Source organism: Streptomyces spinosus, from assembly GCF_020400655.1.
Taxonomy (GTDB): domain Bacteria; phylum Actinomycetota; class Actinomycetes; order Streptomycetales; family Streptomycetaceae; genus Streptomyces; species Streptomyces argyrophylli.
Genome location: NZ_JAINRC010000006.1, coordinates 250246 through 266905, shown reverse-complemented (window position 1 = coordinate 266905; position 16660 = coordinate 250246). Strand labels below are relative to the sequence as shown.

Here is a 16660-nt window from a genome sequence, read left to right as displayed (position 1 = left end):
GTCTCCTTCGCGGTGTCGCGTGCCGTCACAGGGTCGTCCAGGTCTCGTCGGGGAGGTGCTCCGTGCGACGCCCGATCTCGTCACCGGACGCGTCGAGCAGCTTGAAGTCGCAGACGTAGTCGAGGTTCGGCACCGAGGGCGAGGGGGCCGTCCCGCACGAGGACAGGTTGACGAAGTCGTGCTGGAGCATTTCGTCGCCGACGATGCCGATCAGGGCCTGGCGGCCGCCGCCGCTGCCGGTCAGGTAGAGCGTGGGGTAGAAGGTGTCGCCCTGCCGGCAGCCGGAGCACGGTCCGGCCGCGATCGTGAAGCCGGACGCGGTCCGCACCTCCCGCGCGGCGCCCGGCACGGCCGGCCCCGCGTTCCAGTGGATGTCGTTCCTGCGGCTGAGAACCATGTCGTTCACCTCCTGGCGGTTGTGCGCGATGAAGTGGTCCGCTCCGTGCTCGGCCCAGGAGGCGGTGAACCGGCTGATGGCGTTGGTCTCCCGCTTGACGAAGGCCGTCATGGTCCGCTGCGTGGACGGGTGCGGCAGGGACACCTGTGACGTGGCGGGTGTGGCCTGGAGGAACTGCTGCCAGCTCAGCTGGTGCACCTCTCCGGGGCGTGCCGCGTGGAAATGCAGGTCGACCCGGTCGAGTTCGCCGCTGCCGACGCGGTAGTCGTTCGGCCGGATCCGTCCGTCGTCGTGGTACGTGGCGGCGTAGGCCCTCGGTACGACACTGCCGCCGAGGCCGATCCGGACGTGCGACGGGTCGGCCTTGATCCGCTTGATCAGGGCTTCGGCCTGGCCGTAGGGCAGGCTCACGACGGGCAGTGCGGCGTACGGCTGGATCGCCGGGCAGCTCTGCGGCCCGTCCGGGCACTGGTCGAACGTCGACGGGTTGCCCAGGGAGGTCATGCCCGGTGCCGCGACCAGCACGCCGGTGGCGCCGGCGTCGGCGGCGGCGGCCACCCGCTCACGGAGCTCGGTGTGGTCGCAGGTTCCCTGGCAGATGTCGGCCGGCGTCAGGAGGACGAGCCCGCCCCGGGCGTCGACGTGCGCGAGTTCGGCCGCGGTGCCCGTGCCGGCGTACACCACCGGCAGGTGTCCGCCGGCCGGCAGACGGGGAACCGGGATCGCGGCCTGCCGGGTGCTCGGGTCCCCGTCGTCGCGCAGCCACGCCTGCGTCTCGGCCAGCGAGGCGTCCGGGGTCACGTAGCGGGGGGACAGGCTGGAGGGGGCGCCGCCGCCGGTGGCGCGCATGGTGACGACGGGTGTCGCCGCCGAGCTGTAGAAGTCGTGGGTGAGGGTGCCCTGGGTCACCTTGCCGGTGGGCAGCACCCACCAGTTCGGTTCGGTGGCGCGGTAGTCGAACGCGGTGGCCGAGCCCATCGACCAGGCCCCGGTCGCCGAGACCCGGTTGACGACGTCGGTCGCGTTGTAGGTCTCGGTGGCTTCCGGGTACCGCACGCGCAACGGCCGGGCCTCGCGCAGGTCCAGCGTGACCGTGGTCGCCTTGGTGAGGCTCACCTCCGGTGCCATCGGCGTGGCCTGCTGCACCTCGCCCGCCGCGTCCCGCCAGGTGACCGGTATCTGGGCCGCGTAGGTGCCGCGGAAGAGCTGCTCGGTCACGGTGTCCGCGCCCGTTTCGACCACCTTGCCCGGGTGCAGGTAGACCTGGTCGTCGACCGGCGTGAAGTCGGCGGTGCCGTACCGGACGTCGGTGGCACCCGCCGGGGGGACGACGCGGAGGGTCAGCGGGAACTTCTGGGCCTCGACGAAGGTGTGGATCCTCGAGTTCAGCTGTATCGTCCCGGAGTCGTCACGGGCGCTCAGCAGCCCGTTGTAGGCGCCGTAGGGGCCGTCGGTGCCCAGTACCGAGCCGTCGAGCGTCACCGGCACCTGGGCGGACCCGCCCGCGGGAACGACCACCGTGTCTGTGCCGAGGGTGAACAGCCCTGCCGGGGCCGGCCTGCCGTCGCCGAAGGAGACCGGCATCGTCAGGTGCAGCGTGGTCGCCTTGTCGGTGCGGTTGGTGTACGTGATCTGCCGGGTCACCGCCGAGTGCGGGAAGGTCCGGCGGCCGAAGTTCAGGTTCCCCCTCGGGACGATCCGCGGATCGGTCGCGGTCGCCAGGTCGACCAGGCCGGTGCCCTGGGCGTACATGTCGTGTCCCAGGTCGGTGGCGGTGTCCATCAGCAGTGCCTTGATCTGCCGGCCGGTCAGCTCCGGGTGCTGCTGGGCGATGATGGCCGCGGCGCCCGCGACGTGCGGCGTCGCCATCGAGGTCCCGCTGGCCTTGGTGTAGTACTGGTCCACCGGCGTGCCCATGGCCGTGCCCGCGGCGCGCGCCGCGGCGATGTCGACGCCCGGGGCCGCGATGTCGGGTTTGGCGGCGCCGTCCCCGATGCGCGGCCCCCGGTTGGAGAACTGCGCCATCTCGTCGTCCTTGTCCACGGCCGCCACGGTCAGGGCGTCGTCGGCGGAGCCCGGGGTGACGACCTTCTTGGCGACGAAGCCGGAGTTGCCGGCCGCGACCACGAACAGGGTCCCGGTGGTGCGACTGAGCTCGTTGAGCGCCTGGCTCATCGGATCGGTGCCGTCGGTGGGTTCGCCACCCAGGCTCAGGTTGACGACCTTGGCCCCGGAGTGGGCGGCCCAGTCCATGCCCGCGATGATCGCGTCGTCGGGACACTCGCCGTTGTCGTCGCAGACCTTGCCCACCAGCAGCTTGGCGCCGGGGGCGACGCCCTTGCGCAGCCCCTTGGACGCGGCGCCGCTGCCCAGGACCGTGGACGCCACGTGGGTGCCGTGTCCGTGCCCGTCCTTGGCACCGTGGGGACTGCCGGTGAAGTCGGCCTGCCCGACGATGCTCGCGGACACGTCCGGGTGGGTGGCGTCGATACCGGTGTCCAGCACCGCCACGGTCACCCCGGTGCCGTCGTAGCCGCGTTTCCACGCGACGGGCGCGCCGATCCGGGGCACCGACTGCTCGAGGTCGATGTGGGACAGGCCGTTGAGCCACACCTTCTCGACCCCGGTCAGGGAGCCGGCCGCTCGTGCGGCGGCCGGTGTGGAGGCCGTCTTGCCCCGTACTCCCCGCCACCACCGTCCGTCGTCGGCGATCCTCATCGAGCGGCCGTTGATGCTCGGAAGGGCCCGGCCGCCGGACGCCCCGGCGACCTTCCGTGTCCTGTCGGCCGCGGCGGCGCCGGTGTAGGTGACGAGCACCGGCACCGTGTGGTTCCTGCCCGCGGCGGCGAGCGTCACCAGCTGTCCGAGGTCGAAGAGCGACCAGTCGAGCAGTCCCTGGCCGACCAGCGCGAGGGCGTCGTCCGGTACGACGTACACCGTGCCCTGGCGGCTGAAGGTGTGGAACACGACCGGCAGTCCGTCCGGCCGGGGCGCGCTTTCGGTGTCGCGGACGACCGGCTTGCCGCCGGCGTCCACTCCGACGCGCACGGTGTCGCCGGTGACGAGCGTGACCGGCACGGATCCGCCGGACGCGGACACGAACCGGGCCAGGCCGTCGCCGGCGGCCGTCTTCGCGCTGTGCGTCCGTGCGGCACCGGACGGCGGCGCCTGCCGGTCGGGGCCGGCGGCCTGGGCCGTCGTCGTCGACACGAGCATGCCGAGGACGGTCAGACCGACGGCCACCGCGCCCCGGCGTCGTCTGACGCCCCGTCTTGCGCTTGACCTCATCGATGAGTCTCCCTTGTGAGGAACGACGTGGAACGTGCGAGCAGGTCCGGGGAGGCGACCTGCGGCGCGTCGGCGACCGGACTCCCCGTGCACCCGGGGACGCCGGCCGGTCGGCGGACCCGGGCTGTTCGGTGTCCCGCGCCATGGCCCCCGCGTCAGAGCGGTTCGTACTCGGCGTCGTCGTCGGCGCCGGCCCTCCCGTCGTCCGGGGTGGCGGAGCCCGCCCGGCCGGGCGGCGGCCCGGCCGGCACGGGTCCGTCCAGCGGACGGGGTTCCGGTGCGGACGGGGCGTCTTCCGGGGCGGGCGTCGGGGGCTCGGCGGGTGGCATGGCCATGAGTGTGCGGGGGTGCCGGCGGCCGAGACGATCGCTCGGATGCGGGATTTAATCCCGCCGTCCGGCACCGGACTTTTCGTCGTCCCCTGGACGGCGTGCCGAATTCACTCGTCGCGCGCGGGCCGCGGGTCCAGGCCGCAGCCCGACCGGTCCAGGGCGCCGCCGCTCGACCGGTCGAGGGCGCCGACGAGGCCCGACTCGACGACCCGGACCGCGAGTGCCGTGCGCGAGGTGACGCCCATCTTGCGCATCGCCGACTTCACCTGGCTGGCGATCGTCTGCGCCGACACCACCAACACGTCGGCGATCTGACGGTTGGTCAGCCCCTCGACCAGCAACCGGGCCACTTCCAGCTCGCGCGGCGAGAGCCGGTTGCCGTAGCCGGGACGCCCCCGGCCGCGCGTCACCGCCGCCACCCTGCCGCCCCGCCCGTCGAGGAACCCCACGATCCGGTCGGCGTCGCGGGAGGCGCCGAGTTCCGACAGCGCCCGGGCGACGTCCGACAGCGCCGACAGCGCCGACTCCTCCCGGCCCCCGGCGAGCAGACAGCGGGCGGAACGCTCCCTGGCGAGCAGGGCGTCGTACGGCCGGGGCAGCGCCTCCCACGCGCCGGCCGCACGGGCGAACAGCGTGGCGGCGTCCGCGAGGCGGCCGTCGGCCTCCGCCAGGATCGCGCGGCACAGGACCAGGGAGGCCTGGGCCGCCGGCGCGTCCCTGTCACCCAGGGCCCCTTCGAAGGCGTCCGCCACCTCCGAAGCGGCGACGAGCCGGCCCGCGGCGGCCAGTGCGGCGGTGCGCGCGGGGGCGAACTCGACGGCACGGGACCACAGGCCGCCGGCGACGGCGACCTCGGCGAGCTGGTCGGTCAGCCGGAGCGCCTCGTCGACGTCGCCGTCACGCAGGCACAACTGGGCCAGCGCCGCCACGGCCTCGATGCGCTGCTGGTCGTCGCGTCCGGCGAAACGCAGCCGCTCCCTGGCCGCCTCCCGGTCTCCGGAGGCGGCGTGCAGCACGCCCGCCACGAGAGCCGCCTCGCACCGGTCCTTCAGCCGTACGCCGCTGTCGTCCTCGAGCAGGCGCGCCGTCCGCTCGGCGAGTCGGGACCAGGAACCGGTGAACCAGTCCAGGTGGGCCTGGGAGGAGGCGATGCTGTCCAGGTAGTCCAGGAGCTGGTGGCGCTCGGCGAGGGTCCGGGCCCTGGCGAGCCGTGCCCTGGCCTCCTCGTACCGGCCCCACCGCGTCGCCTCCTCGCCGACGTTCGTGTGGCCGCTCACGACGACGGACGCCGCCCGCGGCTCCGGGACCTCGTCCGGTATCTCCCGGGCCGCCGCCCAGCCAGCCTCCTCGCCCAGCACGAGCAGCGCGAACGCACGCTCCACCGACAGGTGCAGCCGGTCGAGGGGGGCCATCGACGGCGCCGGCGGCGGCGCCTGCGTCAGCCACCGCAGGTGCTCCCGGACCGGCCGCGCGTTCCCCAGCGGCAGGGCCAGCAGGACACGGGCGCGAGCCATCTCCACGGAGCCGGGCGGCAGATGGGCGATCGCGGTCAGGATCTCGCCGCGGCCCGCCTCGATCTCGCCCGCCACCATGAGGACCCGGCCGATCTGGAAGCGGACGGACGCCTGTTCCGCCGGCGTGAGGACCTGGCCGGCGAGGGCCGAACGCAGCGAGGCGATGATCGCCGAGTACGGGTCGGAGCCGGACAGCGCCTGGAACTGGATCTTCGTCACCAGACGCACCAGCACCCCGGCGGGCAGCGGGACGGTGGCGACCAGGCTGTGGATCAGCAGCGCCGAGGTGGCCACGTCCCCGGACTGGACGCAGAGGTCGGCCGCCTCCTCGGTGTACCGGCACGCGGCCTCGACGTCACCGGCCAGCCGGAAGTGCCGCGCCAGCTGCGCCACCGGGGGCACCGGCCACCGCCGCAGCGCCCGGCCCGCTCGCAGGTGCATGACACGCCGGTCCCCGGCGGGGATGGCGTCGTACACGGCGTAACAGGCCAGCGGATGCCGGAACGACCACTGCCCGGACGCGTCCTCGCGCAGCAGGCCGCTGCCGAGCGCTTCGGCCGACTGCTCCGCGAACCGCTCCTGCGGCAGGCCGGTGACCGCGAGCAGCGTCGCGTGGTCGGCCGGGCCGGAGAGCACCGCCGCCGCGTACAGGACGGCGCGGGTGCCGGGGCCGAGCCGCTGGACGCGCTCGAGCATGGCGTCGCGGATGGTCGGCGGGACCTCGATGCGGTCCAGCCGGCGTCGCGCCCAACCGCCGTCGCGGCGGATCAGATCGGCGCGGTCGTGCATCAGGCGCACCGACTCCTCCACCGCCAGGGGCACGCCGGCGGTGCGCGCGTGCAGGAAGGCCGCGAACTCGTGCGAGACGTGCCCGCCGGCCAGCATCGAGGAGATGAACGAGGCGGTCTCGGCGACATCCAGCGGTCTCGGCGCCAGCCTGACCGGACGGGCGTCGGGGGGCAGCCGGGAGGACAGCCGCAACAGCGGGGAGGCCGAAGGCACTTCGTCCCGGCGGAAGGTCAGCACCACACTGACCGGCTGCGGCCGGCGGGAGACGAGGAACAGCAGGAACTCGAGAGTCGCCTCGTCGGCCCAGTGGACGTCCTCCAGCGCGAGGACCGTGACGTCGAGCCGGCCGAGGACCTCGACGAAGGCCCGGAACAGCCGGTGCCGGGCGGCGGTGGCGTCCTCCAGCGGCTCCGGTGCCGGGGGCAGGTCGCCGGCCCACTCGGGGAACAGCGGCCGCAGCGCGCCGGCCAGTCCGCTCAGGCCCAGCTCGGCAACGTTGTCGACGCCGTCGCGCACGGCGTCCACCACCGCCCCGAGGGTGTACGGCACCCGCAGCTCCAGACAGGCACCGACCAGGGCGCGCCGCCCCCGCTTCGCCTGGGACGCCAGGAACTCGCGCAGCAGCCGGGTCTTGCCGATGCCCGCCTCACCCTCGATCAGTACGACCGCGGGAGTACGTCCGAGCGCCGACGCGAGTGTGCCCAGCTCGTCGTCCCGGCCGACGAACCGCGGCGCGGACAGCGCCGGGAGCCGGCCGCCGCCGTAGCCATGGGCCCCTTCCATCACCGTCATGTCCCCTCAGACGACCGCCAGAACGCCGACGCCGACTCTAGCTCCGCGTGTCACGGAGGTGTACGGGCAGATGACACCAGGAAGGCGCCGCATGTTTCTTCGCGAGCCGACGTCGACTCTGTCACACGTGTGGCAGTGGGGACAGGTCCGGTGCCCGAGCGGACTGCCGCGACCGGGTTCCTGCAACACGCGGGGGTGCTGACCGCGTTGGCCGGCCGCTTGACCGCGGCTGACGGCAGGACGGGCTCACCGGTCGAGCAGGCCGCGCTGTGCCGCGATGACACCCGCCTGAAACCTGCTGGTCGCTCCGAGATCCTGCATGATGGTGGCGATATGGCGGCGCGTGGTGCGAAGTGACATGCCGAGGCGTCGTGCCAGGGCCTCGTCCTTGAGACCCGCGGCCAGTAGACGCAGGATGGGTTGGTGCAGTTCGCGAGCCGTGCCTTCGAGCCCGGCCGAGGGCGCGTCGGAGAAAGGCTGCGCGGTGTGCCAGGTCCGGTCGAAGATCTCCGTGAGGTAGGCGATCATCGACTTCTCCCGGACGACGACGGCGCCGAACTCGTCGTCCCGCGCCTGGAGGAAGGCGAGTTCCTGGTCGAAGACGATGAGCCGCCCGAACAGGTCGTACACCGTGCGGTACTCCGCTCCGAGCTGGGAGGCGGCGGAGACGTAGGACTGGCTGGGCCCGTTGAAGCGTGCCGTGTGGTGGTAGAGCGTGCGCAGGCGGATGCCGCGCCGCAGCATGGCGCGATCGCGGTCCAGGGCCTCGTCCATGGCTTCCGGTTTCCGCGCGCCGCCGCCCGGCTGCGCACTCCTGACTTCCGTGCGGCACCACTGCGAGGCCTTGTTCAGGAGGTGGCGCACCTCGACGACGTTGTCGACGACGCGCACGGCGTTGAGCGAGCGCTCCCGGTCCAGGTACACCGGCAGGAAACGGCTGAGCTGGGCCCGCGCCTGGGACAGTTGCTGCCGTTGCCGTCGGATCGTCTCCTCCACCGGGGCCGCGACCCGTGCGGCAGCGGCCTCGGGGGACACGGCGTGCAGGGGGGCCGACGGCCCGTGTGCCGCGTCGGCCGTCACCAGCAAGTGCGCGTCGAGCAGCCTGGCCACGCTGCGTCGCACCTCTGCCTCGTCCAGAGCGGCCGACGCCGCCAGGTCCTGGCTGGACTGCCCGGGATGATCCAGGCAGTGCGCGTACACGATCAGGTCTGTGTCAGACAGTGTCTCCACCGGTCCATCGCCTCCCAACTCGTTCGCGTGTCCGGGCCGTCGCGGTAGCTGTGGGTCCGATCAGGTGTGGTCCGGGGCCCGCAGCCCGAGCGCTGCGGGCCCGCTCACGGGCGGAGAGCACCGTGCGTGTCTCCGGACCACGGCGGGGACGCCGGCACGTCCCCGGCCGGGTCACCCGCCCCAGGACGTGTCGGGATCCTCAGCCGTGTGCGCCTGACCGTCCGTTGCGCCACCGGTGCGGACCGGTGCGAGTGCCGTCGCGGCGCGGGGTGCCGCGGACTTGTTCGACATGTGTTCCTCCATGAACCACGGGGTCCCTGGCTTGCGGATGTGCCTGGTTCGCCCCTCGCGGAATCCGGGGTCGGTTCCGCCCTGGTACTTGCAGGTCACACGCTAATGACGGCGTCGACCCCGCCGCTATGCTCCGGCTATTGCGAGGAGTTGGCCGCGGTTCCCGGCGACGGGGTGACTGCCGCGCCGGGCGGCAACCGCTGGGGCGTCGGGCCGTGCCAGGGCGGTCGTCGGGCCGGGCGTTCGGCGGGCCGGCCCGCGGCCCGGTCGGCGGCGGATCGGGGAGCCGCGTACCGTGGCCCGGGGCCGGCTGGGCAGGCGTGAGGAGGCTCGGCAACCCCAGTCGGACGGCGAGCACCCCGATCCCGGGCAGCCCGGTGCCGGGCGTGCCTCAGCGGCCGGCAAACCTGTCGGCCGCTTCTTCGTGCGTGGCGCCCACCGGTGCCCGACATCCAGGTTCGCCGGACGAGAACGGCTGGGCGTACGCGCGGCTACTCGTCCTCAGGCACCACCTGACCCGGCAGGCCGGAGGGGGCCGCGAAGTAGTACCGGCGGCAGGCCCGCAGGAGGCTGCGGGCGGACAGGGTGAACACGTCGGCGAAGTGGACGCCGAGCGGCCCCGGTGCGGTGGAGTCGGGGACGGAACGCACCAGTCGCCCCAGTACCACCACCGTGTCGTTCTCGGCCACCACCCTGACCAGTTCGTGCCGTGAGCACAGCGTCGCCTGGTCCGCCTGCGCCTTGAGCACCTCGTCGGCACCCCGTCGGGCGGGTGTGCCGGGATGCTCGAACGTGACGTCGTCGTCCAGGAGGGAGGCGTATCCGTCGATGTCCCCGATGTCCTGGTAGTGGTAGCTGAGCAGCGCATGCTTCACACCGGCCGCGGTGACGGCCGAGCTGACCGGAAGAGTGTGTTTCTCATCATCGTTCATGGTTGGACGTCCGACTCCTCATCGCGTCGTGGGCAACCATCGGGCAGAGATGTGGTCAGCCCTGTGCGGCCAGGGTCGGGGACACCGGCAACCCCGGGCTATCGCGGCGGTATTCCGCGCTGTCACGTGTTCAGTTTGTGGTTGAGTCGTGGTCATCGGTGATCGGGGAGGGCCGGTCAAACGCGGTTTTTACGAGACATGCCCGGTATGGGCAGCGAATTTTCGGCCTAGACTTAGGGTCCACAATGCAAACCTTGCTGCGCGTGCCACCAGGAGAGGTCATGAACGAGGTACACCTCGATACAGGAACGCGTGCAGTGTGCCTGACCCTCCGGGTGCCGAGCGGGCCGAATGCCCTGACAGCGTTGTCAGGACAGGTTGCCCGGGTGGGAGCGCTCCGCGCGGTGCCGGAACCGGCCCTGCTCGACGCCGTGAGCCGGACGAGGGGTGAGTGACCGCTCCTCCCGACGGCGCCGGGGCGGCGGCTGCCTGGGCACGGGCACGTACGCCCTGCGCGGTCGCCGTGTCCGCCCTGGATCCGAGGCTGGCCGGGAGAGCGTCGGACCTCGCCGACAAGATTCCGATCTCGTGATGAACCTGAGAAACACAGGCACTGGTGAAGAGGTGTCGCCCGCATCCGGTCCGGAGGCTGCCGCAGCCGCCCGGTCCCGCGAAGAGACGTTCCTGCACCGCTTCGTCGGAAGGGAGGAGGAACTCGCCGCCTTCGCGCGGTTGCTGGACGAGCGGACGGACGGCCTGCGGGTACTGGCTCTGCACGGTCCCGGTGGAATCGGCAAGACGACTCTGCTGAGACGTTTCGCCATCGAGGCCCGGCGCCGGGACCTCGACGTCCTGGAGGTGGACGCGGGGCTCGTCGAACCCACCGAGGACGCCTTCACCGCCGCGGTACAGGTCTCCGGCACCCGGCGCATGGTCCTGCTGGTGGACGCGGCCGACGCCATGAGCCACCTGGAAGGCTGGCTCAGGGAGCGGTTCCTCCCGACGTTGCCCCCCGGCTCGCTGGTCGTCCTGGCGGGACGGCGTTCCCCGAGCCTGGACTGGCAGACCGATCTGGCCTGGCCCGAAGCTCTCCATGTGCGCCGGCTCGGCGGTCTGTCCGTCGCGGAGTCGGTGCGGCTGATGAGGGACTGCACGGGTGACCGGGTCGTCGGCCGCCGCGCCCGGATCGACTTCTGCGACGGGCATCCGCTGGCACTGCGACTCGTCGCCGGTGACGCCGGTGCGGAACCGGGCCGCCGGTGGCGTCCGTCACCCGACGTCGTCGAAGAACTCCGGCGCCGCCTGGTCGATCCGTCGCTCACGACCGTACAGCGGCGGGCGCTGGAGATCTGCGCGCACGCCATGGACACCACCGAGGACCTCCTGCGCGTGATCATGCCCGACGACGCCCACGCGGCCTTCGAGTGGCTGCGCCGTCTTCCGTACACGCTGACGGGACGCGGAGGACTGCACCCCATGAGCATGGTGGGGGAAGTGGTGGACCGTGATCTCAGGTGGCGGGCTCCGGAGGCGTACCGGGCGATGCACAAGGAGATACGGGCCCATGCGCAGGCCGCGGTCCGCAGCCGCTCGGAAGCGGAGTCCCTGAGGGCGGCCGCCGCCTTCAACTTCGCCCAGGCCAGGGGGCATCGGTTCCCCGGGTTCGACTGGGGCGACCCCCACGACAGCGTCCACGAGTCACCGTGTGGCGTGGACGACACCCGGGCGGTACGCGACCTCGCCTCCGAGTCCCTCGGGCCCGAAGGGCTCTCGGCCCTCGACTTCTGGCTGCACCGGCAGCCGGAGGGCTTCCACGTGTACCGCTCGGCGCGATCGGGTGACGTCGTCGGTTTCCAGGGCATGCTGCGCTTCGACCGGTGGGACGCGGCGGAAGTCCTCATCGATCCCCTGGTCGGCTCGGTACGCGATCACGTCGAGTCGCATACGGGGCTGCGGCCCGGGGACCTCGTCCAGGTGGTCCGCTTCATGATCGTCCGCAAGCGCGCGGCGGAACGGCCTGCCGTGCTGTCCCGGATGCTGGCCCGTGTCACCAGGGAGGTGCTGCGGCAGGACCGGCTCGCCTGGTCCTTCCACGTGCTGAAAGACGAGCACCGAGTACAACTCCTGCTGGAGTACGCCGACTTCCACCGGTTACCCGTCACCGCGGCCCTGTCCGACCAAGGGGTCACGCTCGTCGGGCACGACTGGCGTGCGACCGGGGTGGCCGAGTGGGCCGAACTGCTGGACAACCAACTGCTGTCCGGACCGGGACTCGTCGAGGCCGGCCGTCTCCCGCACATGACCGTGCTGTCCAGAACCGTCTTCGACGAGGCGGTGCACGACGCCCTCCGTACCTGGCACCAACGGGAACGTTTCCTTATCAACCCGCTGTTGCAGGCGGGGTTCGTGGTGGACCGTTCGGACGACCCCGAACAGACGCTGCGCAAGCTGATGCTCCGGGCAGTGGAGGCCATCGACCAGGATCCCAAGGCGAAGGGACTGAAAGCCGCGGTGTGGGCGACGTACGTGGAGGGCGGCAACACGCAGCAGGCCGCGGCCCGTCAACTCTCCGTCTCGTTCAGCACCTACCGCCGCTACCTCAAACGTGGCGTGGAGCGGGTGTGCTGGAACCTGTGGGAGCACCAGATGCGGCACGCCGCACGGGCACGGTCCGCGGGGACGCCGGCGTCACCCGAGGCGCCCGGCCCGGGGGCCGCGCGGGAATGAACACCGCCGGACGCCGAGGGTGCCGGCGTGCCGGGTCCCGCTTGAGCCGCGCTTCCGGCCCGCCGGCCGCCACAGGACGCCGACACGTGCCTCCGGCCGCCCCCGGCGTGACCGCTCCGCGGGAGGGACCGGCCGGCCCAGTCCGCTGCCTCCGCGGTGGCAGCCGCCGCTTCTCCGGGCCCCTGTGACGCCGTCGCCTGCCGTAGGACACCGCTGGGGCGTCCGGGGCCGGCCGGACCTCACCGCAAGGGGCACGCCCGGAGATCCTCGTCCGGACCCCGTGGACCACGCCGCCGACGACCTGATGGCCCACCCTCAAGACGGACATGGACGACTGCCCGGCCGGCGGTGCCGGTCAGGGGACGCGGTGCCGCCGGCCTGCCGGCGTGTCCCCGCCGGGGGACGGCACGGCGGGTGCCGTCCCGTCCATGGACCGCCAGGACGGCATGACGAAGGGAACGAGCGTCGTCGCGAGGAGCACCGCACCGGTGGTGAGGATCGCGCCGCGCAGACCGATGCCGTCGGCCAGCACCCCCGCCAGCAGGCCGCCGACCGGAATGCCCACCCAGGCGCTGGCCTTGACCGCGCCGAGGACCCGTGCGTGCAGATGCGGCGGGATCCGTTCGTACTGCAGCGCGCCGATGAGAGGGTTGACGAGGCCGCTCATCACGCCGGCGACCAGGCTCACCGTGAGCACGGGCGCGAGCGAGGTCGCCACCGCCAGCATCAGGAGACGCGGCGCGCCCGCGAGCAGGAACCCGAACCGGAAGGCTGCCAGACGGGGCAGCCTCGGTGCGAGCCACACGCTGGCCGCGCTGCCCAGCACGGCACCGGCGCCGATGGCCCCCGTGATGAGCCCCAGTGCCTGAGGGCTGTCCAGGGCCGACTTCACCCAGGCCGGCAGCAGCACGGCGCTGAACGCCTGGTCCAGCAGGTTCGTCACGGCGATGAGCACCAGAATGCCGAGCAACAGGCGGTCGGCGCGCAGGAAGCGCAGGCCCTCGGCGAGCTCCGACCGGTAGCGGCGCAGCGAGAGGCGGTCGCCCGCGCGCGGTACCGTCTGCCCCTGGGCGGGCAGACACACGGCGGCCAGCACCGCGGTCGCGGCGAACGCGGCCGCGGTGACCGCGACCACCCGCAGGGCGTCCGTCGCGGCGAGCAGGACACCCGCCAGGGACGAGCCGACGATGACCGCGGTGCGGGTGGCCCCGGTCGACAACGCCACCGCGCGCGCCAGAGGGAGTCGCCCGCGCTCCGCGGCGACGGGCAGCAGTACGGTGGCCGCGCAGTCGGACACACCGCGTGCCGCGCCCGCCAGGGCCACGAGCACCGCCAGCCGGCCGAGACCGAGCGCACCGGCGAGACCCAGCACCGGGATGACGGCCAGTCCACCCGCTGCCAGTGTGTTGCCGACGAGGTAGGCGCGACGCGCCCCGACACGGTCGACCAGGGGCCCGGACAGGGCTTGCAGCAGGACGTACGGGGCCGTCTCGGCGAAGGCCACGAGTCCGGTCCGGGCCGTACTGCCCGTGGTGTCCAGCACGTACCAGGGGACGGCCACCTCGGACATCGCCGTGCCGGTGACGGAGACGAAACCCGCGGCCAGCAGGCCGTGGAGCGGACGGGACGCGCGCCGTACCGGTGCGGGTGGACCTGCCATCGTGTCACCTCTCGCTACGTGTTCGTCTTGAGGCGTCCCGATGCGCCGGCGCTTCACGCGCCGGCAGCGCCTGCGCCCGGTATCCCCGCGGTGCTGGACTCCTTCGTGCCGGCCCCGGCCGGGCAGGCGCCGTTCGTGACGCTAGCGAGCGCCTCTGTCACGCCTCTGTCGGCGCTCTGTCGGGTGACGGCCGGAGGTGAACGGATCGTGCCGGGGCCGTGGCGCCGGACGGAAGCCGGGCGCGGCGAGGTGCTCAGGCGGCAGGCGGCCGCGCCCGGCGGAGCGGTGGTGCGGGGACCGCGCCGAGCCCGGTGGGTAGCGGCTATCCGTGACTTATCACGGCCGCGCGGACGTGGTCGACTGGTCGGGACCGTGCTGGTCCCTTTCCCAGAGGTGGTGGATGCTGCCATGTCCGTGGTTCAACCTGGGTGTGCGCCCGCGGCTTCGCGGCAGGCCCGGGCCTGCCGCCCGAGCGGGTCCGGTACCCTCCCCGCGCCGGGCGGTGGACGCTCCCCGGTGGGGTGTGCCGCCGCGGATCCGGTCGTGGGCCGGGCCGTCCCGGCGGCGGACCCGGGCCGGCGGAGCGCCGAGGCGGTGACGGCCCACCAGGGGAGCACCCGCCCGCCGACCCGGTCGCGGCGCTCCCGCCCGGTGACCGGGACGCCTGCCCGGGCCGGCGGCCTGTCGCTGCCCGCTGAGGGGACCGGCGGATGAAGGACACCACACCCGAGGCCCTGCCCGGCGAGGAGGTCCGCTTCGAGGTGCTGGGGCCGGTGGCACTCGTGCGTGGCGGCTGCCGTACGCATGTCGCCTCCCGTCGGCAGCGGGTGGTGCTCGCGCTGCTGCTGCTGTCCGCGAACCGGACCGTCCCACAGGACACGTTGATCGAGGCGGTCTGGGCACACCTGCCGCCGCAGACCGCCCGCAACCAGATCCAGGGATGTGTGTCGGCACTGCGGCGACTGCTGCGCGCCCAGGGAGCGCGCGCCTCGATCGAGACCGCCCCCCAGGGCTACCTGCTGCGGACCGAACCGGAACTGATCGACCTCCATGTGTTCCAGAAGCGGTCCTCGGCGGCGGCCTCGTCGGCGCAGCGCGGCCGGCTGGAGGAGGCTGTCGCGCTGCTGGAGGAGGCGCTCGCCGGCTGGCGGGGGTCCTTCTGCGCGGACGTCGACAGTGCGCTCGTACAGGGCGAGGCGTTGATCGTCAGCGAGGAGCGGCTGAACGCCCTGGACAGGTGCACCGAGTGGAAGCTGGCGCTGGGACGCTACGACGACGTGATCGGCGAACTGGGCATCAGGGTCGCCCGGCACCCGTTGCGTGAGCGGCCCCGGCAGCAGCTGATGCGCGCGCTCCACCAGGCCGGACGGTCGGCCGAGGCACTGGAGGTCTACCGCAGCGGCCGGCGTCACTTCGTGGACCAACTGGGGCTGGAACCGGGCCAGGAACTGCAGAGGCTGGAGGCACAGATCCTCGCGCACGACCCGGCACTGGCCGCACCCCACCAGGGCGCGGTGCGGCCACATGCGACGGCTCCCCGGCAACTTCCCGCCGGTATCACCGACTTCACCGGACGGCGGGAGCTCCTCGACCTCCTGGGCAGCCGGCTCGCTCGCCCGGACGCCGGCGGACCCGTGACGGTGGTGGCCGTCTCGGGTGCCGGCGGTATCGGCAAGAGCGTCACCGCCCTGCACGTGGCCCACCGGCTCGCCGCCGAGCGCTTCCCCGACGGCCAGCTCTTCGCCGACCTCGGAGGCAGCCGCGAGCCTCTCGCGCCCGCTCAGGTCCTGCGACGGTTCCTGCGCGCGCTGGGCGTTCCCGCCGCTTCGATCCCGGACACCGTCGAGGAGCGCGCCACGCTCTACCGGAGCCTGCTGGCCGGGCGCCGCATACTGGTCTTCCTCGACGACGCGGCCACCGAGGCGCAGGTGCGCCCGCTGCTGCCGGGAAGCGACTCCTGCGCGGTCCTGCTCACCTCACGGTCCCGGAACGTGTGCCCGCCGGGTGCGTCCTTGGTGGGGATCGGTGCGTTCGACGACAGCGAGGCGGTGGAACTGCTGGGCGCGATCATCGGTGAGAGCCGTGTCCGGGCCGAGCCGTCGGCCGCCCGCCGGATCGCCGAGCTGACGGGCGGGTTTCCCCTGGGCGTGCGGATCGTCGGTTCCAGGCTTGCCTCGCGGCCGCACTGGTCCCTGCGCACGATGGCGATGCGACTGGCGGATCCGCGGCGGCGGCTCGACGAGCTGGCCCACGGCTCAGTCGCCGTACGTGACGGCCTGGAGGCGGCCTACCGTCTGCTGCCCGCCGCCCACCGGGCCCTGCTGTCCGCGCTGGGCGGGGTGGACGGCGCTTTCCCGGTCGCCACCGCGGCCGACGAGCTGAACGTGGACCGGTCGGTCGCCGCCGACCTGCTGGAAGAACTCGTGGACGCCCATTTCGTGACGCATGCGGCCGGGCCGGGGAACCGGGGCGGCTGGTACCGGCTGCCCGAACTCGTGGGTGCCTTCCTGCTCGGACTGCGGGGTCCCGGCGATCCGCGGAGCCGGCCGGTGGGGGACCCCTCGTCGGCCTACGGCTTCGTCTCCGCGTTCGGACACGAGCGAGCCGCCCCGGAACCCGGGCCCCTGCACTCCCTCACGGGGTAGGGCGACGGCACGGCGGTGAGGAGGGCGCGCCACCGCCGTCCAGGGAGCGGGCCGCCGGGTGGA

Annotated in this window: 8 protein-coding genes; 2 read left to right on the top strand and 6 right to left on the bottom strand. The window is 73.1% G+C overall.

Annotated elements, in window-relative coordinates; genetic code table 11:
* Positions 1-25: 25 nt before the first annotated feature.
* From LG395_RS14115 to LG395_RS14095, 5 genes are all read right to left on the bottom strand, one after another.
* On the bottom strand, positions 26-3685 hold the full coding sequence (locus tag LG395_RS14115; protein WP_225809711.1) for a S8 family peptidase: 3660 nt from the start codon (positions 3683-3685) through the stop codon (positions 26-28).
* Positions 3686-3840: 155 nt separating this feature from the next.
* Entirely contained in the window at positions 3841-4014 is a 174-nt protein-coding gene (locus LG395_RS14110; protein ID WP_225809709.1) for a hypothetical protein, read from the bottom strand.
* A gap of 110 nt (positions 4015-4124) precedes the next feature.
* Positions 4125-7112, bottom strand: coding sequence for an ATP-binding protein (locus tag LG395_RS14105; protein ID WP_225809708.1), 2988 nt, complete (start codon positions 7110-7112; stop codon positions 4125-4127).
* Between the two features lie 246 nt (positions 7113-7358).
* Complete coding sequence (locus tag LG395_RS14100; RefSeq protein ID WP_225809707.1) at positions 7359-8342, bottom strand: helix-turn-helix transcriptional regulator; 984 nt, start codon at positions 8340-8342, stop codon at positions 7359-7361.
* A gap of 782 nt (positions 8343-9124) precedes the next feature.
* A complete protein-coding gene (locus LG395_RS14095; RefSeq protein WP_225809705.1) occupies positions 9125-9565 on the bottom strand; it encodes a nuclear transport factor 2 family protein in 441 nt (146 codons plus the stop codon).
* 624 nt (positions 9566-10189) lie between these two features.
* On the opposite strand from LG395_RS14095, the gene LG395_RS14090 reads away from it, so the two are divergent.
* Positions 10190-12292: an ATP-binding protein gene (locus LG395_RS14090; protein WP_225809704.1), complete on the top strand. Its 2103-nt coding sequence runs from the start codon at positions 10190-10192 to the stop codon at positions 12290-12292.
* 355 nt (positions 12293-12647) lie between these two features.
* Here LG395_RS14090 and LG395_RS14085 read toward each other — a convergent pair whose 3' ends face one another.
* A complete protein-coding gene (locus tag LG395_RS14085; RefSeq protein WP_225809702.1) occupies positions 12648-13952 on the bottom strand; it encodes an MFS transporter in 1305 nt (434 codons plus the stop codon).
* A gap of 710 nt (positions 13953-14662) precedes the next feature.
* Here LG395_RS14085 and LG395_RS14080 point away from each other — a divergent pair.
* Positions 14663-16597, top strand: a complete 1935-nt coding sequence (locus tag LG395_RS14080; protein ID WP_225809700.1) for an AfsR/SARP family transcriptional regulator — start codon at positions 14663-14665, stop codon at positions 16595-16597.
* Positions 16598-16660: the final 63 nt, after the last annotated feature.

Excerpts from the sequence above, each read along its gene's own strand:
- LG395_RS14115 (WP_225809711.1), bottom strand. The coding sequence starts at position 3,685 with ATGAGGTCAAGCGCAAGACGGGGCGTCAGACGACGCCGGGGCGCGGTG.
- LG395_RS14110 (WP_225809709.1), bottom strand. The coding sequence starts at position 4,014 with ATGCCACCCGCCGAGCCCCCGACGCCCGCCCCGGAAGACGCCCCGTCC.
- LG395_RS14105 (WP_225809708.1), bottom strand. The coding sequence starts at position 7,112 with ATGACGGTGATGGAAGGGGCCCATGGCTACGGCGGCGGCCGGCTCCCG.
- LG395_RS14095 (WP_225809705.1), bottom strand. The coding sequence starts at position 9,565 with ATGAACGATGATGAGAAACACACTCTTCCGGTCAGCTCGGCCGTCACC.
- LG395_RS14085 (WP_225809702.1), bottom strand. The coding sequence starts at position 13,952 with ATGGCAGGTCCACCCGCACCGGTACGGCGCGCGTCCCGTCCGCTCCAC.
- LG395_RS14080 (WP_225809700.1), top strand. The coding sequence starts at position 14,663 with ATGAAGGACACCACACCCGAGGCCCTGCCCGGCGAGGAGGTCCGCTTC.